Consider the following 25,445-nt stretch of genomic DNA (forward strand, 5'->3'; position numbering starts at 1 on the left):
TTTCCTTTCCATTTTTAAAAATGATTACATTTGAGTTTATTTTTTAATATTAAAATTATTATGAGAACATCACATTTTGTCTATATTGGGATTTCGCTTTTGCTTTTAGCAAGCTGTAAAGAAGAAATTGAAAAGCCGAAAGTGACTTACGATGCTTCGAAAGTTGGGAGAGAACTCACTAAAACCGATTCTACCCAAATAAAAATTGCCGATTTACCAATTCAAATGCAAGGAACAGATTATTTGATCCATCCAGTAGGTGACTTGAGTGTTTATGAAAAAGGAACCAAAAACAGATATGGTTCGTCGAGTGTGAATGATTTGAGTTTTACTATATCAAATGCATCCGAGTATGAAATTACGGGATTTTTGCAGAATCTTAAATTTCAAAAAATAGGATCAGATTCTATAAAAGCATTAACTGATAAACCTGTTTTGATCCAAACTGCTACTTACTTAAAAACAGTTGCCGATAAAACTAAAAATCAAATTATGGTGTATTCGATGATGGATTTGGATACCAATAAAGACGGAAAACTCGATGTAAGTGATATTACAACATTATATTTAAGTAAAATTAGTGGAGAAAAATTGACCAAAGTTTCAGCAGATTTCCAAGAATTGATTGATTGGAACTTAATCGAATCTCAAAATCGTTTGTATTTTAGAACGGTTGAAGACACAAATAAGAATGGAAAATTTGACAGTAAAGATGTAGTGCATTATAATTACATCAATTTGGCAGATAAAGATTGGAAAGTAGAGAGCTATAATCCAATATAAAAACCTAAATCAAAATATCGCTTTCTAAATCGGATTTTTCTATTTCAAAATCAAATCCTAGCTGTTTTACCAATTGAATTACTAGATTTTTGTACCAATTCTCAGATTTGGGATGAATGTATATTTTTTCGATTAATTGGGTAATGTCTACATTTATTTTTAGGCCATCATTTAGTTTTACAGTGTTCTCAGTCACATCGGTAATGATACGAACCTCACGTTCATATTGAAAGCTTTTTCGTTTGAATAAAAAAGGAAAAAACAAATCATCAAACGGAATGTATTCTTTTTTATAATCGATATAATTGACTTCTCCAATATATTGTTTGTAATTTTTTTCGGGAACCAAAGCATCCTGAAGTCTTTTTACTGTAGATTGTATTGCTAATCCTTCACTATTTTGGGTAAAAATTTGCCACATGGCAAATGATTCGTATTCATTGATGTGCCAACTACTGATAGCCACTTTCTCCCGATGTGTTTTGTAGTAATTTAAGAAATCAGGATTGTTTATGGAAAGTTTTTTGATTTCCTCAAACGTTGGTTCGCTAAAAGTGCCTTCGTATTGATCTTCAAATTTATCAGATCGAGACATGAATAATTTTCGCGAAAGCAATAAATCCAAAAACTTCGACAAGTCCAGATATTTCCATACAATGGTATCTGAATCTTGTGGAAGTTTTATGTTAGGATTGTTTAGATACATAATTAGAATTATATAAGTTAGTCAGTAGAAATCTAAATTGCTAATCTAAATTATGATTCAAAACTTTGCATCGTTACCAATTTGTTATAAGTACCATCTAAAGCGATAAGTTCTTCGTGTTTTCCTTGCTCTACTATTTTTCCTTTTTTCATAACCACAATAACATCTGCCTTTTGTATGGTCGAAAGGCGATGCGCAATTACAATGGATGTTCTGTTTTGCATCATATTTTCTAGAGCCACTTGTACAAATTTTTCACTTTCCGTGTCTAAAGCGGATGTAGCTTCATCCAAAATCATGATTGGAGGGTTTTTCAACACGGCACGGGCAATAGATAAACGTTGTTTTTGACCTCCGGAAAGTTTGTTTCCGCTATCGCCGATGTTTGTGTAAATTCCTTTTGGTAGGTCTTGTACAAATTCGTAAGCATTGGCTATTTTTAGAGCTTCTATGATTTCTTCATCAGTTGCATCAAGTTTTCCTAAGGATATATTTGCTTTTATGGTGTCATTAAATAGAATGCTGTCTTGTGTCACCAATCCCATTAATCCACGAAGTGATTGCAAATTCAAATCTTTTATGGCAACACCGTCGATAGCTATGCTCCCTTCATTTACATCGTAAAAGCGGGTTAGCAAATTGGCAATAGTACTTTTTCCGCTTCCTGATTGCCCGACAAGCGCAACAGTTTGCCCTTTTTTTACGGTAAGTGAAAAATGCTTTAATACATTTTCATCTTCGTATTTAAAGTTGATGTTTTGAATCTCAATTTCAGAATCGAAAGTTGATTTTTCTACAGCATTAATTTTACTGGTGATAGGATTTTCTTGATCTAAGATTTCCAAAACACGCTCTGCGGCTGCATTTCCTCTTTTGATGGCATAGGATGCTTTCGAAATAGATTTTGCAGGAGTCAGGATGTTGTAAGCCAATCCCATATAAGCGATGAAAGAAGCGCCATTTAATGTTTTGTCAATCAAAACCATATGTCCACCATACCAAAGCAAAATGGCAATAACCATAATTCCCATGAATTCACTGGCTGGGGAAGCTAGGTTTTGACGATTACCAATACTATTTGATAAAAGAAAAAAACGTTGAGTTGATTCTTGAAAAACACGGTTGAAGTAATTTTCAGAATTATATCCTTTTACAACTTTCAATCCTCCCATTGTTTCTTCAATAGTCGATAAAAAGATTCCTTGTTCTTCTTGTGCTCTGGTTGATTTCTTTTTTAATTGTTTTCCAATAAGGGAAATTACATAACCTGAAATGGGAATGAAAATAAATACAAAAAGTGTTAATTGGGTACTGATGGTAACCATTGTTATTAATGTAAAAACAATAGTCAGAGGCTCTTTTACAATAAGTTCCAGAATAGACAAAAAGGAAGTTTGAACTTCATTGACATCTCCCGAAATTCTAGAAATAACATCGCCTTTTCTTTTCTCAGAATAGAAAGCCAATGGCAATTCAATTGTTTTTTTGTACATCGCATTTCGCATGTCTCTCAAAATTCCATTTCGTAAAAAAGTGATAAAAAACATCGCTAGGTAATCACATAAATTTTTTAATAAAAAGATGGATATGATTATAACGACCATTATAGTTAAGGTACGTCCTACGCCAAATGTATCTGTGGTGTGAGTAATGTAATAACTTAAATAATCCTCGCCATATTTTTTGAGTTCCCATATTCCTTTATAAACTGGCATTACCGTATTTCTTTTGGTTTGATCGAATAATACTTGCATCATCGGAATCAAGGATACGAAAGAAAGGGTGCTAAAAAGGGCGTATAGAACATTGAAAAAAATGTTCATATAAGCATATTTTTTATACGGAATTACAAAAGGAAATATTCTTTTAAAGTTGTTCATTAGCTCAACTGCATTGCAGTAATTATGTTTTTAATCTTTTCGTTTAACACTTCTTCTACTTTAGTAAAATTAGCAACGTTGTCTAATTCGGTTTTTACGCTGATGTAAAACTTAATTTTTGGCTCAGTTCCACTTGGTCTGGCGCAAATTTTAGAACCGTCTTCCGTATAATAAATCAACACGTCAGATTTTGGCATATCAATAGTTTCTTCTTCGCCTGAAAATAAGTTTTTGGCAATCGATGATTTGTAGTCTTCTACCATTACCACTCTTTGACCATTGATTTCTTTCAATGGATTTTCACGCAATGAAACCATCATCTGATTAATTTCTGCCAATCCTTCCATACCTTTTTTGGTAAGTGAAACCAAATGCTCTTTGTAGAAACCAAAATCTACATAATATTGTAGTAAGGTGTTGTAAACAGAACTACCTTTAGCTTTGGCCTGTGCCGCAACTTCGCAAATCAATAAAGTAGCAGCAACAGCATCTTTATCACGAACAGCATCACCGACCATGTATCCAAAACTTTCTTCTCCACCTCCAATAAATTGAAGTTGTGGAAAATCTTTAATCATTTTGGCAATCCATTTAAAGCCTGTTAATCCCACTTTGCATTCTACACCATAAGCTGTTGCCAGTTCCATAATCATTGGAGTAGAAACGATGGTAGAACCCACAAATTGTTTTCCGTTTATTTTGCCTGCTTTTTTCCATTGTTCCAATAGGAAAGCGGTCATCAAAATCATGGTTTGGTTTCCGTTCAACAAAATCATTTTGCCTTCGTTATTTCGAACGGCAACTCCCAAACGATCACAATCCGGGTCAGTTCCCACAACAATATCTGCGTTTAGTTTGTCTGCCAAGGCAAGGGCCATTGTCAATGCTTCCGGCTCTTCCGGATTTGGAGATTTAACCGTTGGGAAATTTCCATCTGGTTTGGCTTGTTCAGGAACGATGTTAACATTAGTATAACCAGCTTTTTCCAAAGTTGCAGGTACAGCCGTAATAGAAGTTCCGTGCAATGAAGTAAATACAATGTTCAAGTTGTCTTTGGCTTCTTTTGGAGTGTTGAAACTTGCATTTTCAACAGACGATTTCACAAAAGCTTCGTCAATTTCGGTGTCTATATATTTAATCAAACTTTCATCTGCCGAAAATTTGATTTCATTGTAATTTAAATTTTCAATAACATCAATAATGGCTGCATCTTGTGGAGGAACAATTTGTCCACCATCTTCCCAATACACTTTGTAACCATTATATTCCGGTGGATTATGCGATGCAGTAAGTACAATACCACATTGGCAACCTAAATATTTAAGTGCAAAAGATAATTCCGGCGTAGGTCTCAAATCCGAAAACAAATAAACCTGAATTCCGTTTGCAGAGAAAACATCTGCAACCACTTTGGCCAAAGATTGACTGTTATGACGGCAATCATAAGCAATTACAACCTTCAAAGCTTGTCCAGGAAAAACAGTGTGTAAATAATTAGAAAGTCCTTGAGTGTTTTTTCCAAGGGTATATTTGTTGATGCGGTTGTTTCCAACTCCCATTACACCACGCATACCGCCCGTTCCAAACTCCAAGTTTTTATAAAAACTCTCCTCCAGTTCTTTTGGTGAGGTAGTCATTAATTCTTTAATGGCCACTTGTGTTTCATTGTCGAATGTTGGGGTCAACCATTCGTTTACTGCGTCTAAAATGTTTTGAGGTATATGCATTTTATATTTAGTTTAAGTTGTTAATCTATTTTGTTAAAGCAAGAAATAAATTCTGTCACCCTGAGCGTAGTCGAAGGGAGGAGCTTTTTCCTGCTATCCGCTATATCTTTTTTTGTCTCGTTAGAAAAAAACGAGCAAAAAAAAGGATGCCGCTTCTATCAGGGCTATTCCAGTAAAGCGAGAAACTTTGTTCTTATAACTTATTAGTTCAGTAAATTACTTTTATGAACCAATAAAAAATTAAAAATTTACTTCAGTCGAAACCTTGTAACGTTCCTCATTGTTTTTGGTTCTCAAAATAATTTCTCCCAGAAATCCTGCCAAAAACAATTGTGTCCCCAAAACCATTGTTGTCAATGCAATGAAAAACCAAGGATTGCTAGTAACTAAGTTATATTTCATTCCCATATACATATGATATAGTTTTGAAACTCCTATATATCCAGCCAATAAAAATCCAAGAATAAACATAAAGGAACCAATTGCCCCAAATAAGTGCATTGGTCTTTTGCCAAATCGGGAAAGAAACCAAATTGTTATCAAATCCAGGAAACCATTAATGAAACGTTCCATTCCAAATTTGGTTTCACCATATTTTCTAGCTTGGTGCTGCACTATTTTTTCACCAATTTTTCCAAAACCGGCATTTTTGGCCAAAACAGGAATATATCGGTGCATTTCACCAGAAACTTCAATGTTTTTTACCACTACATTTTTGTAGGCTTTCAGTCCACAGTTAAAATCATTCAATTCAACGCCGGATGTTTTTCTGGCAGCCCAATTAAATAGTTTAGAAGGAAGATTTTTGGCCACAACAGAGTCATAGCGTTTCTTTTTCCAACCCGAAACCAAATCGTATTTTTCTTTGGTAATCATTTCGTATAAACCAGGAATTTCGTCCGGACTGTCCTGTAAATCGGCATCCATTGTGATAATCACATCGCCTTTTGCTTTGGCAAAACCTGCGTGCAATGCTTGGGATTTTCCAAAGTTTTTCATAAATCGAATCCCTTTTACATTTGGATTCTCAGTTGCAAATCCTGATATAATATTCCAAGATTCATCTGTACTTCCGTCATCCAAGAAAATGATTTCATAACTATAATTGTTAGATTTCATTATTGAAATAATCCAAGTGTACAATTCTTGTAGGGATTCCTCTTCGTTAAGAAGCGGTATGAGTATTGATAAATTCATTAATTAGAAGCTTTGTGGTTTTTCTTTTTTTAATACTACGCCTACAATTAGCGAGTAAATCAATCCAAAGAAAGAATACATAGCCAATGTTACAGGTAAAACAATAAAAGGATTCATGAATTTTTTTACCATTGAAAGTCCCATTTCAATTTGTTCACCTGTCATATTTGGGTTTTTCGCCAACATCCCTTCTTTGGTAATTGCTATCATTTCATCTATAAATTCAGGGAAAATAAAATTGAAAATAATGTTAAAAACAGCGTATATAAGTGCAGCGATAAAAGTTATGGAAATTCCTGTTTTGAGACTTTCACTAAGTGTTATAAAGCCGTTGTTGATGTTTTTCTTGTAATTTGTACAACCTATATATATAAATAAGATTGGCAATAACATGTAATTAGAAATGTTTACAATTGTTCCGACACTCGTATTAATTAATGATTTCATTCCAACTAGGTACATAATTACGAATTCCAAAACCATTATGACACCGAATAAAACACCATACAAAACACCAGATTTTGCTGGTGATACATTATTTTCCATAGAGACTGTTTTAATTAATCTACAAATATAGCAATTCCCAATATAATGGAGTGTAAAAAATGATTTTTACGCCCATATAAAAAAAGTAACACAAAGGTTTGTATATTGAAAAATAAGTGTAAATTTGCAAACTCAAAATAATATTGTAAAACAAAAAGTTATAGCGTGTTTATACCTTTTCTGTTAGAAGAAAAGCTTCAAGACAAGTTATAATTAACAAATAAAAAAGATTCAAGATGAAAAAAGGTGTACACCCAGAAAATTACAGATTAGTTGCTTTTAAAGACATGTCAAACGAGGATGTTTTTATCACTAAATCTACTGCTGATACTAGAGAAACTATTATTCACGAAGGTGTTGAATATCCAGTTGTAAAAATGGAGATTTCTAGAACTTCTCACCCTTTTTACACAGGTAAATCTAAACTTATCGATACTGCAGGACGTATTGATAAATTCAAAACTAAATACGCTAAACACGTTAAATAATTTTAACTGTTTTTCAAATACATTAAAAGCCTCGCAATTTGCGAGGCTTTTTTATGGAAATTTGTTTCATATTCTTTTCGTATGGCATTCCTTACTTCTGCAAACATTTAAAAATAGTTGTAACTTTGCGGTGATAACCAAATCACATTTTAACAATTTACAATTTAATTTATGAACTACATACTTTTTGACGGTCCCGCTCGAAATGCTTTGTTGCCCTTTACTTTTACCCGTCCTGTTGCCGATATTCTTGTTGGTATTATGACGATTCGTCAAAAATGGGAGGCATATTTGGGGTCTACAACTACAACCGTAACTGAGGAATATTTGTCAGAGAAATTTCCAATGGTAGAGTTGGAGGAAAATGTAATGATTAATGCTTCTTTCTTACCAAATACTGTTTTGGCGGAAATGGTTAGTAATCTTGAACCTAATCAGGCTATTTTCAAAGGAGATGATGTTATCGCTTTTTATACAAATGACGAACAGGAGTCTGTGGATTTTGATACTTATGAGATTTTGGAATACAATGAGAATTGTATTATTATCGAAAATACTTGGGATATTTTTTCCAAAAATGATACTGCCATCCGTGAAGATTTTGAGTTTTTGACAGCCGATAGGAAATCACAACCAATACCAAAAAGTGTAAATGTAATTGCACCAGAAAATGTTTTTATTGAAGAAGGAGCTAAATTAGAGTTTGTTACCCTGAATGCTTCGACTGGTCCTATATATATAGGTAAAGATTCTGAAATAATGGAAGGGTCAATCATTCGCGGGCCTTTTGCTTTATGCGAAAATGCACAAGTAAAAATGGGAGCCAAAGTTTATGGCGCAACAACAGTTGGACCATATTCAAGAATTGGTGGTGAGGTTAAAAATTCTGTGCTTTTTGCTTATTCCAATAAGGGACACGACGGATTTCTTGGGGATTCAGTCTTAGGTGAATGGTGTAATATTGGAGCAGACAGTAATAATTCCAATCTCAAAAATAATTACGAAGAAGTTAAATTGTGGAGTTATGAAACCGAAGGGTTTGCCAAAACAGGTCTTCAGTTTTGTGGACTGATGATGGGAGATCATAGTAAATGTGGTATCAACACCATGTTCAATACAGGAACTGTGGTAGGAGTAAGTGCCAATATTTTTGGAAGTGGTTTTCCACGCAATTTCGTGCCGAGTTTTTCTTGGGGAGGAGCAGCAGGATTCACTACTTATATTACCAAAAAAGCTTTTGAAACGGCAAGGTTGGTGATGAGCCGCAGAAACGTTGAGTTTGATGAAACTGAAGCTGCTATTTTGGAACATATTTTTGAGGAATCAAAAAAATGGAGAAAAGATTAAAGGAATGAGATAATTTTTCAATTTGGCAAAGAGATAATTAAAATGAATTGCTTCGTAAAGGTTTTGTGCTTTTACGAAGCTTTTTTTTAAAAAAATAGATTTTTGGATGTAGCGAAAATTATCTAATTATCTAATTGACACATTCTTTAATTAACCTATCTTTGCGCCTTCAAAAAAATGTTCAGTTTAATATTCACAACTTTAAACTTTTGAACATTAAACTTTAAACAAAAATAATGATTACAATTAACGATATTTCGGTTCAATTTGGTGGTACAACCCTTTTTAGTGATGTTTCTTTTGCAATAAATGAAAATGATAAAATTGCCCTTATGGGTAAAAATGGTGCTGGTAAATCTACGCTATTAAAGATTATTGCAGGACAAGGCAAACCTTCTACTGGGAATGTTTCTGTACCAAAAGAAGCTGTTGTTGCTTATTTGCCACAGCATTTATTGACTACTGATGGAGCTACGGTAATGGAAGAGGCTTCAAAAGCTTTTGGTGAAATTTTCAGTATGAAAGCCGAAATCGATGAGATCAATGAGCAATTGACTATTCGTACCGATTACGAGAGTGATGCGTATATGAAATTGATCGAAAGAGTTTCGGACTTAAGTGAGAAATTCTACGCGATTGAAGAGGTGAATTATGAAGCCGAAGTAGAGAAAATTTTAATAGGTCTAGGTTTTGTTCGTGAAGATTTTACACGTCAAACTTCGGAGTTTTCTGGAGGATGGAGAATGAGAATCGAATTGGCTAAAATCCTTTTACAAAAACCAGATTTGATTTTGCTGGATGAGCCTACCAATCACATGGATATCGAAAGTATTCAATGGTTAGAAGATTTCTTGATTAATTCGGCTAAGGCGGTTGTGGTTATTTCGCACGATAGGGCTTTTGTGGATAACATTACCAATCGTACTATCGAAGTGACGATGGGGCGTATTTATGATTACAAAGCAAAATATACTCATTATTTGGAGTTAAGAAAAGACCGTCGTTTGCATCAGCAAAAAGCGTATGACGAGCAACAAAAAATGATTGCTGATAACAGAGCTTTTATCGATCGCTTCAAAGGGACATTTTCTAAAACAGATGCAGTTCAGTCAAGAGTAAAAATGTTGGAAAAGTTAGTTATTGTGCAAGTTGATGAAGTGGATACCTCGGCTTTGCGATTGAAATTTCCTCCTGCTGCCCGTTCTGGACAATATCCTGTTATTGTAAAAGACATGTCTAAATCGTATGGAGATCATGTCGTTTTCAAAGATGCTAATATTGTTATAGAGAGAGGGCAAAAAGTAGCTTTTGTAGGGAAAAATGGAGAAGGTAAATCAACAATGATTAAAGCGATAATGAAGGAGTTTGGTCCAGATAGCGGTTCTGTTGAAATTGGCCATAATTCTCAAATTGGATATTTTGCTCAAAATCAAGCGGCCTTATTGGATGAAAATGCGACTATTTTTGAAACTATAGATGATATTGCTGTTGGTGATGTAAGAACACAAATCAAGAATATTCTTGGGGCTTTTATGTTTCATGGAGATGATATTACTAAGAAAGTAAAAGTACTTTCTGGAGGAGAGAAAACTCGTTTGGCAATGATCAAATTGTTGCTTGAGCCTGTGAATTTATTAATTCTGGATGAGCCTTCAAATCACTTGGACATGAAAACTAAAGATATTATCAAGGATGCTTTGCGTGATTTTGACGGTACTTTAATTTTAGTTTCTCACGATCGTGATTTCCTTGACGGATTGGCTACAAAAGTTTTCGAATTTGGTAATAAACGTGTTGTAGAACATTTTGAAGATATAACCGGTTTCTTGGCTCACAAGAAAATGGACAGCATGAAAGAGATCGAAAAATAATTTTTTTCATAAGATAACAAAAGGCAAGAGTTTCATTTCTCTTGCCTTTGTTTTTTATAGGTCACTTTTTAGAACTGATTTTTTCTTAAAATACAAAGCGATGTAAGCCCAAACCGCACAAACACTTCCTATGATAATCATGTTTTTAATGGAATCCCAAGTTTGTGAGAGCGTACCATTCTCAATAATTAATATTCTGAAAGCTTTCAAAAAATGTGTCAAAGGAATTACATTGGCAACGCCTTGTACCCAATTGGGCATTTGGCTTAATGGCCAACTGAATCCACTTAATATAAAGCTCGGAGTTGCAATAACCATTAAAATTTCGGTAGCTTTAAGCTGATTTGGAATTAATATACTCACTAATATTCCGATGAAAGATACAGATAGAACGAATATTCCTGCCACAAATGTGAGTTGGAGTAAATTGTCGAAAAAAGGTATTCGGAAATAAAAGGTAAACATCCAATACAGTAACCAAACCCCAAAGCTCATAATAAGGTAAGGAACGATTTTTATGCTCATCATTTTTAAAACCGAAGGGCATTGTTCAACTAAAATTTTAAAAGTTCCATTCTCAAATTCCGAGGCAAAAGATAAGGCTAGAGCCAATAATATGACTTGTTGTAAAACAGCTGCCAAAACACCTGGCCATAAGTAATATAAGTAATTGCTGCTGCGGTTGTTTTTTTTAACAAAAGTGGTTTTGAAAGGCTCATATTGTGATGCTAATAGTTTTTCCGGTACGCCTTGCTTTCTTAAGGTTTCCATTTGAACGCCTACTTTTAAGGTTCCTAAACAAACCTGTATAGCATTTGATGAAAAATTTGCCGTTAGAATATTTGCAGTATTGACAATAGTTATTATTTCTGGATACCGTTTGGTGAGCACCATTTTTTGAAAATCTTTTGGAATAATTACGATACAATTGGCTTCATTGTCAATCGCAATTTTTGAAAGATTATTCTTGTCGAATAAAAGTGCTTTGATAGTTATAACTTCGTCATCATTAAACATTTCAATAGCTTTCGAACTCATTTCGGATTGATCCATATCTACCACGATTATGGGTAAATCAGTTGCTTTTCCTTTGCTGTACACATATCCTAATAAAACGGCATACAATAAAGGTGCCCCTATAAAGAGCATTCGTAAGATTTTATTTTGCCAAAATAATTGAAATTCTCTTTTTAAGAGGGAAAAGAAATTTTGCATAATTATAATGATAAAGTTACAGTTACAGTTGTTTTGGTAATTAAATCTTTTGCTTCGCTAATATTAACAGGGGTAATTTTTACTTCAAACAAGCTTTCTTGCAATTCATAATCGGGATAAGCGGTTGCAATGTTACCGTATGAACCCAATTGTTTAATGATTGTGATTTTTCCGTTTATTTTTCTGTCTGAATTGGGGATATTGATGGTTATTTCTTGTCCTTTTTTGAATCCGGAAAGTTGGCTCTCCTGTACTGTAAATCGGAAGTAGGTGCTATTACTTATGTAACCATTAAATAAAGTATAACCTGGCAAGGCTAGTTCTCCCAAGTTAAGTGTTATGGTTTCAATACTCATATCTTGAGGTGCTATTACAAAGCGCTCTTTGTTGGCAGATTCTACTTCCTGCAAAGCGCCGTATGCTCTGTCTTGTTGACCCAAAGCCATTGTTTGTTGTTCGATTCTAGCCCCTTTTTTGGCTTCGTCAATTTCGGCTAATACAGCATTATATTGAGCTTGTGCTCCTTGATATTTTGCAAATGTTTCATCAAAAGTTTGTTGGGAAACTAAGGAATCTTTGAGCATATTGCTTAATCTGTTTATTGATTTTTGGGCAAACTCATATTGCTCTTTCAGTCCCATTTTTTTGGCTTCAAGTTGTTTGATTTGGTTGTCTGTAGCACCCTTTAGTGCCATCGAATATTGTGCTTTTGCACTTATTACAGCACCTTCGGCTTGACTTTTTTTGGCGTCTACTTCGGGGATATCAAGGATGGCTAAGGTGTCGCCTTTTTTTACAAAGTCACCTTCTTTTACCAATATTTTAATTATTTTACCAGGAATCTTACTTACTACTGCAAGTTGTTCATTCTCTACTTTTCCTTGTAATAGGGTATTGTTTTTAGGTTTATTACAGCTTAATGCAATCAATATCAGGAACAGTATGGTGATAGCTCTTTTCATAAATAATGTTTATTTAGATAATTTTTTAGACAATTCTCCAGTAGTTATAATAGTTTCAATAGCTGCTAATCGCTCTTCTATTAAGGTGTTTAATTTGGTGGTGGATACTTTAAAGGAATCATTTTCGGCTTCTAATAGTTCCGAAACATTGATAAGGCCTTCTTTGTATTGTTTGGAAGCTAAGTTTAAATTGTTTTTAGCTACTTTTTCTTGCTGATTTGAAATTTCAATTTTTTTCAATAATACCTGATAGTTTACAATGTTGTTTTCTAGCAGTAATTGCAGTTTTTGTTTGGTATCATCAATTTGATTTTGAACTTTTTCGATATTTAGCTTGGCTTCGTGTATTTTGTGTTCTCTTTCAAAGCCTGCAAAAATTTCCCATTTCATAGCGGCTCCAACCATTAACAATGGGTTTAGTGAAAATTCATTTACTCCAAGACTTAGTGGTTGATTTATAATAGGAACTGTTGAAGTAGTTCCTTTCAAATCAAATATACTGGAATAAGTAATGCCTCCAAATGCGCCAACGGTAGGTAGGTAAGTTCCTTTTTCTTTTTTTAATAAATACTCACTTGCCAATTTAAATGATTCTAAAGCTTTGATTTCTTGTTTATTGTCAGTGGCTAAATTGGTATCAAAAAGAACATAGGGTACAATTTCGTATTGTACAGTATTAATTTCTGTGTTGGAATAACCGGTTAGGTACTCGAGTTTTTTATAGAGTAATGCTCGTTTTCCATTTAATTCTATTCTTTTAGATTCTAATTCTAACAGTGCTAGTTTTATTTTATCCCTGTCATAAGGAATGGCTAGCCCCAGTTCAATGGCCTTTGAAACTCTTTTGGTTTCGGTATTCAACCTTTTGTCACTATCATTAATTAGTTTTTCGGTTTCGTTAATTAATCGCAATTGATCAAAAGTGTTAATTACATCTTTGATGATGGCGTCTTTCTCGGAGTCTTTTAGGTAAGCTGTTCCTATGGCTTTTTGTTTGACTGCATTGGCTCCATTGGGTATTTGCATTCCGCTAAATAATACGCTTTTTGCCATAACACTGCCTATAAAAAAATTACCCGAGTTATCATAAGTTGCTTTGTCGTTGAACAGCGGGATATTTACAATTGGAATAGTTGATGTGGGAAGGTCTAGCGTTAAGTTGCTGTCAAAATAAGAGTATAGTGCGTAGGCTTCTACAGTTGGGATATATTTATTGCGAATCCCTTTTTCCTGAAGGTTTAATTTCTCAATTTCTATTGTTGAATTTTTAAGCGAAATGTTTTTATCTATAGCTTTGTTAATAGCTTCTTCAAGACTTGTAGAAACTATTATCTGAGAATATAAATTTGTTAGGAATAAACAAAAAATGGATAGGTAAATAATTTTCTTATTCATTAAAATTGATTTTTATAATTTTATAAACTTTAGAAAATGTACAATGCTTAATAGTATAAATTTAAGTAAAAAAGAGAATTGTTGTACTATTATTCTGTTTTTTATTTAATATTCTTTTTTGTTAATTCACGTGTACTTCTTGACCAAAACCAAATCGTTTGTCTTTAATCATTTTGGAGAAATGTATATAGGCAAACGCAGCATTGACACCAAAACTAATAAAACCTACAATTAATAACATAGTTTCATTATATTCTGGCATTATATAGGTTTTTGAATTGCCTCAACATAGTAATTGAATGTGAAAAGATGCATCATCCAAGCGCTTAAGGTAATGGCGCGAGCCTGAAGCCAAGTACCTTTTTTGATAAATAAAGCAGGAACGGTACAAGAAAATAATACGGCAACATTGTAAAAAGTATGTTGTGGTACGCAGAAATAAATGTAAGCAAAATTCCAAATGTCATAAGCAATTATCCAAAATACAAGCATGTCAGGCCAAATCATGTCTTTTATATTGTCTTTTGTAACATTCATACCCAACCATCCAGATATGGTTATAATAGAAAGTATACCAGCCGCACCATTGAGATAATGCCATATTCCGCCATTTTGTCCGCCAAGTTCAAAATCTCTTGCAGAAGCTTCTAGTATGTTTATGGCAAGGATTAATGCGGGAAAAATAAGTAAGTTATTATTTTCGCCCCATTTTGTATATCGAATAACTATAAAAATAAGAGCTCCAGCAATTGCTGAATACAATTTGGCTGTGTGGAACCAAGTGTTTATGGTAGCATCTGGATGATCTGCTGCTGTCGGCCATATTGTAAATGTTAATACACCAGCAAGACCTACAAAAACAATAATTGAAAGCCATTTGGATCGTCTAAAAACTTCGTTCAAAATTAATAAGCTAAGAAAAATTGATACCACATGAATAATTTTTTCCATAATATTATTTTTTTAATTTACTAGTAATCATAAAGTTAGATTAATGTTTTGCTATTAATATTGAACAAATGTTAAATTTTAATGTTTTTGTTTAATTGTAATAGTTTGTGTGCAAATTTTAATTTTAGAATAAGAATTGCGTTTTAAAATCATTTAAAAAAAATATAATATTTTAAAATATTGTCTGTTTTTTTTAATTAAATAATGTTTTAAAATGCTATAAAATTTAAATGAATCAAGAAAATTATGTTTTGAATTTTTTTATTCATTTACATAAAAAACACTTGTTAAAAAACGAAATGCTCATTTGCATTCAATTAATGTTGTTTATATTTGATTAGCGTCTTGATTAAACAATTAGTCAAATAATTATTGTTATCAAAATTTTATAGCTAAGGTTGTTGTTTTTTACTATTGTGGTTGATTATTAAAATAATGAAGCTGGTATGGAAAAAGATCTTACTGATAATCTACCCTTTTGGAGTGTTATAGCACCAATTTTAACTTGTATTATTTATGCAGGATTGCAATTAAACTTTGGAGGTTGGTACTTAATGCTTTTAACTGTAAGTCTAATAGTGTGTATTTTAGCTGCAGTTCATCATTCGGAAGTTATTGCGCTAAGTGTTGGTGAACCGCTGGGAACTTTAGTTTTGGCTATAGCTATAACAACAATCGAGGTTGCATTAATAGTTTCTTTAATGTTGGCTGGTGGAAAAGACACAGCAGTTTTGGCTAGAGATACCATATTTGCCTCCGAAATGATTATCATAAATGGGATTGTCGGTGGATGTTTATTGATAGGAGGAATTAAATTTAAGGAACAAAAATACCGATTGGATGGAGTAAGTGCTACATTGACAGTATTCACAGCAATATCTGTTCTAACACTTATACTGCCTAATTATACCACTAGTATTTCTGGTCCTTTGTATAATTCAAATCAGTTGTTTTTTGTAGCAATCATATCACTAGTACTTTATTGCTCATTCTTACTGATGCAAACTGTAAAACATCGTGATTATTTTTTACCTGAAAATACAGAGGTTAAACAAGAACTACATAAAGCTCCCCCTTCTAAAAAAGTAAGTATAATAAGCTCGATATTGCTCTTAATTGGTTTGGTGGCAGTTGTACTATCTGCTAAAGCTCTTTCGCCAAGTGTAGAAGTAGGAATAGATGCGGTAGGTGCTCCAAAATCTGTGGTTGGGATTATCATAGCAATGGTAGTTTTATTGCCCGAAGGGTTATCTGCTTTACATGCTGCCCGAAAAAACCGATTGCAGTCCAGTTTGAATTTAGCATTAGGTTCTGCTCTTGCCAGTATAGGATTGACAATTCCTGCTGTTGCTTTTGTTTCCTTATATTATGGTTTGCCTCTTACTTTAGGGATTGATTCGAAATCTACAGTTTTATTTATTCTTTCACTTTTTATATTGTCACTTTCATTGCGAACAGGTAAAACAACTTCTATTCAAGGAGTTGTTTTGTTGGTTATATTTTCGATCTATTTATTTACAACAATAGTACCTTAGATTGGTTTTGTATTTAATTGCAATTCGTTTTTATCACTATAAAATTAAAGACTTTTAATGAGTAAATGAAGGGAAATAAGTTTGTAGAATAACGATTAAATAATAAAATCATGAAAAACAATAAGACATTTTTTTTATCAATACTTTTATTATTGCTCATCGAAAATGCAATAGTTGCGCAATCAAATATATCAAACCCAGAATTAAATAAACTAGTTGATACTGATACTAAAAGATTAGTAGAGATGTTTAAAGACATACATGCAAATCCGGAATTAGGTTTCATGGAGGTACGAACTGCCGCTATTGTTGCCAAAGAATTAAAAGCTTTAGGATTTGAGGTTAAAACTGGAATTGGTAAAACAGGTGTAGTAGGTGTTTTGAAAAACGGCAATGGTCCTGTTGTGATGTATCGCGCCGATATGGATTGTAATTCAGTTCAAGAAACGACTGGAGTTGCATACGCAAACAATAAATTAGTAAAAAACAGAGCAGGTGAGGATGTGCCTGCGATGCATGCCTGCGGACATGACGCCCATACAATTTGGATGTTAGGTATTGCTAAAGCCATGGTAGCTTTAAAAAAATCCTGGAGTGGAACTTTGGTAATGGTGGGGCAGCCAGCTGAAGAGTTGGGTGAAGGAGCAGAAGCTATGATTAATGATAAAATGTATGAAAAAGGAGTCCCTGTACCCGATTATTTATTTGGCATGCACACGGCTCCATTCCCAGTTGGTTATATTTCAAATGGTAGCGGAAAAAGAATGGCAGGTATGGATGTGCTGGATGTCACATTTTATGGAATTGGAGGTCATGGATCTTCTCCTCACGTTGCAAAAGACCCAATTTTGATGGGAGCAGCTGCCGTAATTGAATATCAAACCATAATAAGTCGGGCCATTGACCCACAAAACGCTGCTGTGATCACTGTAGGTTCTTTTCAATCGGGAATTGATAATAATGTAATCCCTGGTTCGGCACTACTCAAACTTAATTTGCGCTGGTTTAATGAACAAGATCGTATCCTAATGCTAAACGGAATTAAACGTATAAATGAAAGTATTGCCTTTGCCTATGATTTACCCAAAGAATTGTATCCAACATTAACCATGAAAGGAATGGCATATCCACTGGTCAATAATGAAGTTATGGTAGACAAAGTAAATAAAGCGTTAGAAGCGGTCATTGTGCCAGAAAAAAATATCAAAAATATTCCTGCCGTTATGGGGTCTGAAGATTTTCATCATTTAGTAATTCATAATCCGAAACCAGTTTATGACTATATGCTGGTTGGTGTTGCTAATAAAGATGCTACAGAAAAGGCGGCTAAAGAGGGTAAGATGTTTCCGTTTTTTAATCACAATAGTAACTTTGAAGTAGATTTAAGCTCAATTCCACTAGGTGTTACTCTCGGAACAACCGCTTTATTAGAAATTTTTAAAAAGTAAAAACGAATTTTATGGGGGTTAAGTTATAAAGTATTGAAGATGATTAAACCTTTGTTGCTTTAATTGGTCAAATAACAAAAGTTAACGATTTTAATTTTTTACGTAAAGACTTTATTATGAAAAAAGGAAAGTATTATTTATCTATAATCTTGATTATTTTTATTGGTTATGCGGGATATTCGCAATCCAATGAAGAGCCGGAAGCTTTGGGTTTGCCTGGTGACGATCTAAATTTATATGCCGTTTTGGATGTTTTTCAGAATTCAACCACTATTGAGAAATTTGAGGAATCATTAAATGATGAAAACTCTAAAATCAACAATTTGGATTTGGATAATGATGGAAAAGTTGATTTTATTAAAGTGAAAACCGAAAAAGAGGGCAACAATTTTATGTTTATTCTTCAAGTTGAACCCAATAAAAATGACATACAAGATGTAGCTGTAGTTTTTGTAAACAAAGACAAAAATAAGAATATTTCAGTTCAAATAGTTGGAGATGAAAATTTATATGGTAAAAATTATGTGGTAGAACCTCTTGATTCAAAAAACACTACCACTACGATAAATCCGGGTTATACAGGAACAGAAAAGGTTGTGACAACAACAGTTAATGTGGTTACAAGTCCTGTAGTGGTTTATTTGTATTCACCAGTTTACGTGCCATATTATCCGCCTTATTATTATGGATATTACCCCCATTATTTTAGACCATGGGCGCCATTGTATTTTAGTGTCTATTATCATAATCATTACCATTACCACAATCATTATTATAGACCACCTTATTATCATTATCCATCTCATTATAATAATTATTATTCCAGAAGAAGTACATCTGTTATAGTGGTGAACAATACGAGAAACGGCAATTATAAAAGGACGTATAATGGGAATAATTATAGAAAACCAAATATTCCAACAACAAGACCGTCAACTACAACTAATAATCGTCCGTCAACTCGTCCAACAACGCCTGCAACTCGCCCTACTTCACCATCGACGACACGTCCGACGACTCGACCAACAACGCCATCAACTAAGCCTACGTCACCATCAACAACACGTCCTGCGACTCGTCCGATATCACCATCAACTCGACCTACGTCACCTTCGACAACACGTCCTGTGTCTCCGTCTGCAAGACCGGAAAATACTCGAACTTCTACACATAATTCAACTACAAGGCAATCTTCTCAAAGGAATAAATAGAATTGCAAAGTTTAGGATTTACAAAAAGAGCCAGTTTATTAATAAACTGGCTCTTTTTTATTATATCCGTATCCCTGGTGGAAGCAATTCTTTGTAGATTGGGTTTTTTTTAAAGAAAGCAACAATTTTAGGAAGAATAGGCACTACTTTTAATTTTTTTTCAATAGCAGTTTCCATGATGTTCTTTAGGAAATTAGAAATTAGTTCTTCGTCATTGTAATTTTCAGGAACGTTAATCTTGGTTAAAAATATTTTTTTCTCCTGAAAAGAATACTCAACAGAAACAATTCCAGTTTCTACTTTTGTTTCAAATTGTCGGGCAAAAGCATTGTCTTTAATCTCTAATTTTGTTGTAGTTTCCATTTTTGGGTTTTATTGATGCAAATAATGAGTTGTTGTTTGTTTTTTAAGTAGTACATAAAACATTAAAACTACATTTTAAGTAAGCTTTATCTTCTATATTATAAATTTAAATTAGTGTTGAAGTAATTTTTGTGCACTGAATTTGTTATATAAAGTGCAAAGGTAATGATTTGATAATCAGTCGCAAAAGTTTTTGTGATTAACTTACGAAACTGAATTTTTAAAAAGCGTGCATTAGTTGATGCGGATTATTTTTTGGTTCTTGTTTTAAATGTGAAATATATCTTCAAGTAACCTGTAAATGGGAATAAAATATTTAATTTTAAAAAATGGTATGGTAAAAACTAATATTGATTAATGGTTAATTAGTTATGAATAAAGTTCCGGTTTATTTTATGCCTGGTTTGGCGGCGAGTGTTTCTATTTTTGAAAGGATAAAACTCCCTGAATCAGAATTTGAAATGTTTTTTTTAGAATGGGAAATTCCATTAGAGAAAGAATCTTTGCAAGATTATGCCAAACGAATGACGGAAAAGATTAAACATCAAAATCCAGTTTTGATAGGTGTTTCTTTTGGCGGTATTTTGGTTCAGGAAATGGCACGATTTATTTCGGTACGTAAAGTTATAATTATTTCCAGTGTAAAAAGTAATTTGGAGTTTCCCAAAAGAATGCTAATTGCAAAAAGCACGAAAGCTTATAAATTAATTCCAGTTGGTTTAGTTCAAAATATTGAAAGTCTAGCCAAATTTTCTTTTGGCAAAAAAGTAAGTGAAAGGCTTAAATTATATGAAAAATTTCTTTCGGTACGAGATAAGCGATATCTGGATTGGGCTATTGAGCAAGTTATTTTGTGGGATAGGTCTGTTGTTGATCAAAATGTGATACATATTCATGGAGATGCAGACGATGTTTTTCCAATTAAAAATATTACTAATTGTATAGTCGTTAAAGGCGGTACTCACGTCATGATTTTAATGAAATGTAAATGGTTGAATGCAAATTTGCCTAAAATTATTCTGGACCAATATAGTGGTGAAGAATTATAGTTAAACAATATAATAATAAAACGAAGTGAAAAGAAATAATTAATTAGTGGTGAAGCTTTTTTTACTGGTTAAAGCTTTCATGAGATTTTCATTAATGTCTTTGCTGAAGTAATTATAGCTGGTGATAATGGCTTCTTTAATAGGAGTTTTTATTTTTGTTTTACTTTCAAAATGTTTAATGTTGACAACATATTTATTTTCATCAACAAAAATTGAGGTTGGAAAACCTAAAGTGTGCTTAATGGTTGCCACAATATGAGTGTCTTTTGAATAGTATTCATTGGCATAACAGACTTTAATATTGTCACTAAATTTATAGGCGATATTTTTTAGATCACTTTTTTTATCCCAAAACACTACAATAAATTGCATGTCATCACGATGTTCTTTAGCTAATATATTTAAAGCGGGAATCTCTCCTTTTGGAATTACGCACCAAGAAGCGTAAGTGATGATGAAAATAGGCTTGGAGATTCGGTTAATTTTTACGTTTTTTTCTTTGTAAACTTTTAAACTAAAATCATCAAATTTTGTTCCGATGAGTTTGTTTTTTACTAAGGAGTCAAAAAGGTTTTTGCCTTCCTCAATGTTTCTTTTTTCGTAAGCGTTATTGCTTGCTCTTTTATAAGGATTTATGTTTTCTTTTATAGCATCAGTTAGGTATGTAATTGTGTCTTGGCAATATGATGCCGTAAAGAATAAAGATACAATTAGTGTAAGTAAAAATCTGCGCATAAATCAGTAGGTATGAAACGGTTGGCTAAAATATCTTGTTTGTATTTAATAACACAAAAATAACGTTGAACAACATATTAATCCGATGTAATACTTACGATGTAAAAAAAGTCATCCTAAAACAAGGATGACTTTTATAATATAATGAGAATAAGTGTTTTAAACTTGAAGTTTATATTTTTTTCATTTGCTCTTTCATCATAGCAATCTGCTCTTTAAGCATGTTTTGCTTGTCTAATTTTTTTGCTTCATTCAATAAAGAGGTAGCTTCTAATTTTCTTCTGCGAGTCATTGCGACACCAGCTAAGTTTAATTTGGCAACTGCCAAATCCATGTCCATTGATAATCCTAGTTCGATTGCCTTTTTGAAATATTTTTCAGCTTGGTTGATATTTGTTTGCGAAAGCATAATACCATGTAGGTAATTGAAATATCCTTGTTGCTTTCTAACCAAAGCTGTTTCAGGATTTTTGATGTAAGCTAACCATTTTTTGGCTCCTTCAAAGTCTTGTTTTCTTAGTTTTAAGAAGGCAAGTAGAATAAGTTCGTTTTTGAAATATAAAAAAACTGGGATTCCGGACAATATAATAAGGAAAATTCCGTTTCCTATATTGCTTTCTGTAAATTGCCAAATGCTAGTGATTATAATAAGTCCAGCGAGAATAAGTTTGATATTTTTATGAAACATAATATGTAAAGATTTGTGGTTACAAAGATAGTAAAAGGATTTAAAAATATTTTTTAAAAACTACTTGCCAGAAAAAAAAGTCTTTGTATATTTGCACTCGGTTTTAGAATAATGGTTATTCAAAAATAAATAGATACTTAATTAAGATTTTTAAACATACAAAGCAATGAGCAAAAGAACGTTTCAACCATCGAAAAGAAAAAGAAGAAATAAACACGGATTTATGGATAGAATGGCTTCTGCTAATGGAAGAAAAGTTCTAGCGCGTAGAAGAGCTAAAGGAAGACATAAGTTGACTGTTTCTAGCGAACCAAGACACAAAAAATAATGTTTGTATAAACATCTATAAGGCGTTACTTTTTTTAGTATCGCCTTTTTTTATACCCAAGCGGTACTGCTGTATTAAGTTTGAAATTTGAGTTTTTCTAACAAATTTTAAATTTTAAGTGATAAAAAAACAACAACTACAACACATAATAAAATGCCAAAAGATACATCTATAAAATCAGTTTTAATAATAGGTTCAGGTCCGATAGTTATTGGTCAAGCATGTGAATTTGATTATGCAGGTTCACAGTCAGCCCGTTCCATTCGTGAAGAAGGGATTGAAGTAATCTTAATCAATTCCAATCCAGCAACAATTATGACCGACCCATCTATGGCGGATCATGTTTATTTGAAGCCATTGACGACTAAGTCTATTATTGAGATTCTTAAAGCACACCCGCAGATTGATGCGGTACTTCCAACTATGGGAGGACAAACAGCTTTGAACTTATGTTTGGAAGCAGACGAAAAAGGAATTTGGCAAGATTTCGGAGTTCGAATGATTGGTGTAGATGTAAATGCCATCAATATTACTGAAGATAGAGAGCAGTTCAAACAATTGCTTCAAAAAATAAATGTTCCTACTGCACCAGCAAAAACAGCTACTTCTTTTCTGGAAGGAAAAGAAATTGCACAGGAATTTGGTTTTCCATTAGTAATTCGTCCTTCTTTTACTCTTGGAGGAACTGGAGCAGCATTTGTACATACTAAAGAAGAATTTGACGAAAAACTGACTTACGGATTGGAGATGTCACCTATTCACGAAGTTTTGATTGACAAAGCTTTGATAGGATGGAAAGAATACGAATTAGAGTTATTGAGAGATAAAAACGACAATGTTGTGATTATCTGTTCTATCGAAAATATGGATCCAATGGGAATTCATACTGGAGATTCAATTACTGTGGCGCCAGCTATGACGTTGTCGGATACGACATTCCAAAAATTACGTGATTATGCTATCTTGATGATGCGCAGTATTGGAAACTTTGCAGGAGGTTGTAACGTGCAGTTTGCCGTTTCGCCAGATGAAAAAGAAGATATCGTTGCGATTGAAATCAATCCTCGTGTATCTCGTTCATCTGCTTTGGCTTCAAAAGCGACAGGTTACCCAATTGCAAAAATTGCTTCTAAACTGGCTTTAGGATACAACTTAGATGAATTGCAAAATCAAATTACCAAATCTACTTCGGCTCTTTTTGAACCAACTTTAGATTATGTAATTGTAAAAATACCACGTTGGAACTTTGATAAATTTGAAGGGGCTGACAGAACTTTGGGACTTCAAATGAAATCGGTAGGAGAGGTGATGGGAATTGGACGTTCGTTCCAAGAAGCTCTTCACAAAGCCACTCAATCATTAGAAATAAAAAGAAACGGTCTTGGTGCCGACGGAAAAGGATATACAAACTACGAGCAAATTATCGAGAAATTGACTTTTGCAAGTTGGGATCGTGTTTTCGTAATTTATGATGCTATTGCAATGGGAATTCCATTGAGCCGTATTCATGAAATCACAAAAATCGATATGTGGTTCTTGAAACAATACGAAGAACTATATACTTTAGAAAAAGAAATTTCAAACTATAAGGTTTCTAATTTACCAAAAGAACTTTTACTTGAAGCAAAGCAAAAAGGATTTGCCGACAGACAAATCGCTCACATGATGAATTGTCTGGAAAGCGAAGTTCATGCTTTGCGTATGACAATGGACATCAACCGTGTATTCAAATTGGTTGATACTTGCGCAGCCGAGTTTCAAGCTAAAACACCTTATTATTACTCTACTTTTGAGGCTGAAATTGAAAAAGCCAATGGTGAACGTTATGTTGACAACGAAAGTGTTGTAACCGACAAAAAGAAAATTGTTGTTTTGGGTTCAGGACCAAACCGAATTGGGCAAGGAATCGAGTTTGATTACTCTTGTGTACACGGAGTTCTTGCCGCCAAAGAATGCGGATATGAAACTATCATGATTAACTGTAATCCAGAAACGGTTTCGACTGATTTTGACACAGCCGATAAATTGTATTTTGAGCCTGTATTCTGGGAACATATTTATGATATTATCCAACACGAAAAACCGGAAGGAGTAATTGTGCAATTAGGAGGACAAACTGCCTTGAAATTGGCTGAAAAATTATCTAAATACGGAGTAAAAATCATCGGAACTAGTTTTGATGCTCTTGATTTAGCCGAAGATAGAGGGCGTTTCTCTGAATTGTTGACCGAATTAAAAATTCCTTTCCCGCAATTTGGAATTGCAGAAACTGCAGACGAGGCTTCGGCATTAGCAGATACTTTAGACTTTCCTTTATTGATTCGTCCTTCTTATGTATTAGGAGGTCAAGGAATGAAAATTGTAATCAACAAGCAAGAATTAGAGGAGCATGTAATCAATTTATTGAAAACAATTCCAGGAAACAAATTGCTTTTAGACCATTATTTGGCTGGAGCAATCGAAGCCGAAGCGGATGCGATTTGTGATGCTGATGGTAATGTTTATATTATAGGTATAATGGAGCATATCGAGCCTTGTGGAGTACACTCTGGTGACAGTAATGCTACTTTGCCACCTTTCAACTTGGGTGAATTTGTAATGCAACAGATAAAAGATCACACTCATAAAATTGCCAAAGCTTTAAAAACAGTAGGTTTAATCAATATACAGTTTGCGATAAAAGACGATACCGTTTATATTATTGAAGCGAATCCTAGAGCGTCTCGTACAGTTCCATTTATTGCAAAAGCTTATGGTGAACCTTATGTTAACTACGCTACAAAAGTAATGTTGGGACACAATAAAGTAACTGATTTTGATTTTAATCCAAAATTAAAAGGGTATGCTATCAAACAACCGGTTTTCTCTTTCAGTAAATTCCAAAATGTGAACAAAGCATTAGGGCCAGAGATGAAATCAACAGGAGAAAGTATCTTGTTTATTGATGATTTGAAAGATGATCAATTCTACGAATTGTACTCTAGAAGAAAAATGTATTTGAGTAAATAAGCTCGAGTTTA

23 protein-coding genes are annotated in these 25,445 nt (G+C 33.4%); 10 read left to right on the forward strand and 13 right to left on the reverse strand.

Annotation, left to right across the window (positions count from 1 at the left end; all coding sequences use genetic code 11):
- Positions 1-60 precede the first annotated feature (60 nt).
- Positions 61-783 carry a hypothetical protein gene (locus C8C85_RS12725; RefSeq protein WP_116797391.1) on the forward strand — a complete coding sequence of 241 codons (723 nt, stop codon included), beginning with the start codon at positions 61-63 and terminating at the stop codon, positions 781-783.
- 4 nt (positions 784-787) lie between these two features.
- Here the strand turns inward: C8C85_RS12725 and C8C85_RS12730 are convergent, their stop codons facing one another.
- The 5 genes from C8C85_RS12730 to C8C85_RS12750 all read right to left on the reverse strand — a co-directional run bounded on the left by C8C85_RS12730 (position 788) and on the right by C8C85_RS12750 (position 6,839).
- The gene (locus C8C85_RS12730; RefSeq protein WP_116797392.1) at positions 788-1,489 is read right to left on the reverse strand and encodes a DUF2971 domain-containing protein; all 702 of its coding nucleotides are present in this window, start codon (positions 1,487-1,489) and stop codon (positions 788-790) included.
- 50 nt (positions 1,490-1,539) lie between these two features.
- On the reverse strand, positions 1,540-3,369 hold the full coding sequence (locus C8C85_RS12735) for an ABC transporter ATP-binding protein (protein WP_116797393.1): 1,830 nt from the start codon (positions 3,367-3,369) through the stop codon (positions 1,540-1,542).
- The gene (locus C8C85_RS12740; protein WP_116797394.1) at positions 3,369-5,096 is read right to left on the reverse strand and encodes a phospho-sugar mutase; all 1,728 of its coding nucleotides are present in this window, start codon (positions 5,094-5,096) and stop codon (positions 3,369-3,371) included. Before C8C85_RS12740 ends, C8C85_RS12735 begins: the two co-directional genes overlap by 1 nt.
- A 240-nt stretch (positions 5,097-5,336) precedes the next feature.
- Positions 5,337-6,293 carry a glycosyltransferase family 2 protein gene (locus C8C85_RS12745; RefSeq protein WP_116797395.1) on the reverse strand — a complete coding sequence of 319 codons (957 nt, stop codon included), beginning with the start codon at positions 6,291-6,293 and terminating at the stop codon, positions 5,337-5,339.
- 3 nt (positions 6,294-6,296) lie between these two features.
- Positions 6,297-6,839 (reverse strand): DUF4199 domain-containing protein, encoded by a 543-nt coding sequence (locus C8C85_RS12750; RefSeq protein ID WP_116797396.1) that lies wholly within the window; start codon positions 6,837-6,839, stop codon positions 6,297-6,299.
- A 236-nt stretch (positions 6,840-7,075) separates the two neighbouring features.
- Between C8C85_RS12750 and C8C85_RS12755 the strand changes: the two genes are divergently transcribed.
- From C8C85_RS12755 to C8C85_RS12765, 3 genes are all read left to right on the forward strand, one after another.
- A complete protein-coding gene (locus C8C85_RS12755; RefSeq protein WP_116797397.1) occupies positions 7,076-7,327 on the forward strand; it encodes a type B 50S ribosomal protein L31 in 252 nt (83 codons plus the stop codon).
- Positions 7,328-7,498: 171 nt separating this feature from the next.
- Entirely contained in the window at positions 7,499-8,674 is a 1,176-nt protein-coding gene (locus tag C8C85_RS12760; protein WP_116797398.1) for a GlmU family protein, read from the forward strand.
- Positions 8,675-8,910: 236 nt separating this feature from the next.
- Positions 8,911-10,545, forward strand: coding sequence for an ABC-F family ATP-binding cassette domain-containing protein (locus C8C85_RS12765; protein ID WP_116797399.1), 1,635 nt, complete (start codon positions 8,911-8,913; stop codon positions 10,543-10,545).
- 54 nt (positions 10,546-10,599) lie between these two features.
- Here C8C85_RS12765 and C8C85_RS12770 read toward each other — a convergent pair whose 3' ends face one another.
- The 5 genes from C8C85_RS12770 to C8C85_RS12785 form a co-directional block, all read right to left on the reverse strand.
- A complete protein-coding gene (locus tag C8C85_RS12770; protein ID WP_317046345.1) occupies positions 10,600-11,694 on the reverse strand; it encodes an ABC transporter permease in 1,095 nt (364 codons plus the stop codon).
- Between the two features lie 68 nt (positions 11,695-11,762).
- Positions 11,763-12,722, reverse strand: coding sequence for an HlyD family secretion protein (locus C8C85_RS12775; RefSeq protein ID WP_116797401.1), 960 nt, complete (start codon positions 12,720-12,722; stop codon positions 11,763-11,765).
- A 9-nt stretch (positions 12,723-12,731) separates the two neighbouring features.
- Positions 12,732-14,117 carry a TolC family protein gene (locus C8C85_RS12780; protein ID WP_116797402.1) on the reverse strand — a complete coding sequence of 462 codons (1,386 nt, stop codon included), beginning with the start codon at positions 14,115-14,117 and terminating at the stop codon, positions 12,732-12,734.
- Between the two features lie 121 nt (positions 14,118-14,238).
- Positions 14,239-14,379, reverse strand: a complete 141-nt coding sequence (locus tag C8C85_RS18470; RefSeq protein ID WP_165818123.1) for a hypothetical protein — start codon at positions 14,377-14,379, stop codon at positions 14,239-14,241.
- On the reverse strand, positions 14,379-15,068 hold the full coding sequence (locus C8C85_RS12785; protein WP_116797403.1) for a DUF5692 family protein: 690 nt from the start codon (positions 15,066-15,068) through the stop codon (positions 14,379-14,381). Before C8C85_RS12785 ends, C8C85_RS18470 begins: the two co-directional genes overlap by 1 nt.
- A 446-nt stretch (positions 15,069-15,514) precedes the next feature.
- Between C8C85_RS12785 and C8C85_RS12790 the strand changes: the two genes are divergently transcribed.
- The 3 genes from C8C85_RS12790 (at position 15,515) to C8C85_RS12800 (ending at position 19,262) form a co-directional block, all read left to right on the forward strand.
- Positions 15,515-16,603, forward strand: coding sequence for a calcium:proton antiporter (locus tag C8C85_RS12790; protein ID WP_116797404.1), 1,089 nt, complete (start codon positions 15,515-15,517; stop codon positions 16,601-16,603).
- Between the two features lie 110 nt (positions 16,604-16,713).
- Positions 16,714-18,051 (forward strand): amidohydrolase, encoded by a 1,338-nt coding sequence (locus C8C85_RS12795; RefSeq protein WP_207786931.1) that lies wholly within the window; start codon positions 16,714-16,716, stop codon positions 18,049-18,051.
- A 116-nt stretch (positions 18,052-18,167) separates the two neighbouring features.
- On the forward strand, positions 18,168-19,262 hold the full coding sequence (locus tag C8C85_RS12800; protein WP_116797405.1) for a hypothetical protein: 1,095 nt from the start codon (positions 18,168-18,170) through the stop codon (positions 19,260-19,262).
- A 60-nt stretch (positions 19,263-19,322) separates the two neighbouring features.
- Here the strand turns inward: C8C85_RS12800 and C8C85_RS12805 are convergent, their stop codons facing one another.
- Positions 19,323-19,625: a GNAT family N-acetyltransferase gene (locus tag C8C85_RS12805; RefSeq protein ID WP_116797406.1), complete on the reverse strand. Its 303-nt coding sequence runs from the start codon at positions 19,623-19,625 to the stop codon at positions 19,323-19,325.
- A gap of 371 nt (positions 19,626-19,996) precedes the next feature.
- On the opposite strand from C8C85_RS12805, the gene C8C85_RS12810 reads away from it, so the two are divergent.
- A complete protein-coding gene (locus C8C85_RS12810; protein WP_116797407.1) occupies positions 19,997-20,674 on the forward strand; it encodes an alpha/beta hydrolase in 678 nt (225 codons plus the stop codon).
- Between the two features lie 39 nt (positions 20,675-20,713).
- Here C8C85_RS12810 and C8C85_RS12815 read toward each other — a convergent pair whose 3' ends face one another.
- Both C8C85_RS12815 and C8C85_RS12820 read right to left on the reverse strand, forming a co-directional pair.
- A complete protein-coding gene (locus tag C8C85_RS12815) occupies positions 20,714-21,409 on the reverse strand; it encodes a TlpA family protein disulfide reductase (RefSeq protein WP_116797408.1) in 696 nt (231 codons plus the stop codon).
- Between the two features lie 172 nt (positions 21,410-21,581).
- Positions 21,582-22,097 (reverse strand): DUF2892 domain-containing protein, encoded by a 516-nt coding sequence (locus C8C85_RS12820; protein WP_116797409.1) that lies wholly within the window; start codon positions 22,095-22,097, stop codon positions 21,582-21,584.
- Positions 22,098-22,263: 166 nt separating this feature from the next.
- Between C8C85_RS12820 and rpmH the strand changes: the two genes are divergently transcribed.
- Both rpmH and carB read left to right on the forward strand, forming a co-directional pair.
- Entirely contained in the window at positions 22,264-22,425 is a 162-nt protein-coding gene (gene rpmH, locus C8C85_RS12825) for a 50S ribosomal protein L34 (protein WP_008464848.1), read from the forward strand.
- Positions 22,426-22,578: 153 nt separating this feature from the next.
- Positions 22,579-25,434 carry a carbamoyl-phosphate synthase large subunit gene (gene carB, locus C8C85_RS12830; RefSeq protein ID WP_116797410.1) on the forward strand — a complete coding sequence of 952 codons (2,856 nt, stop codon included), beginning with the start codon at positions 22,579-22,581 and terminating at the stop codon, positions 25,432-25,434.
- Positions 25,435-25,445 lie beyond the last annotated feature (11 nt).

Origin of the sequence: Flavobacterium sp. 103, from assembly GCF_003096795.1 — a bacterium.
GTDB lineage: Bacteria > Bacteroidota > Bacteroidia > Flavobacteriales > Flavobacteriaceae > Flavobacterium.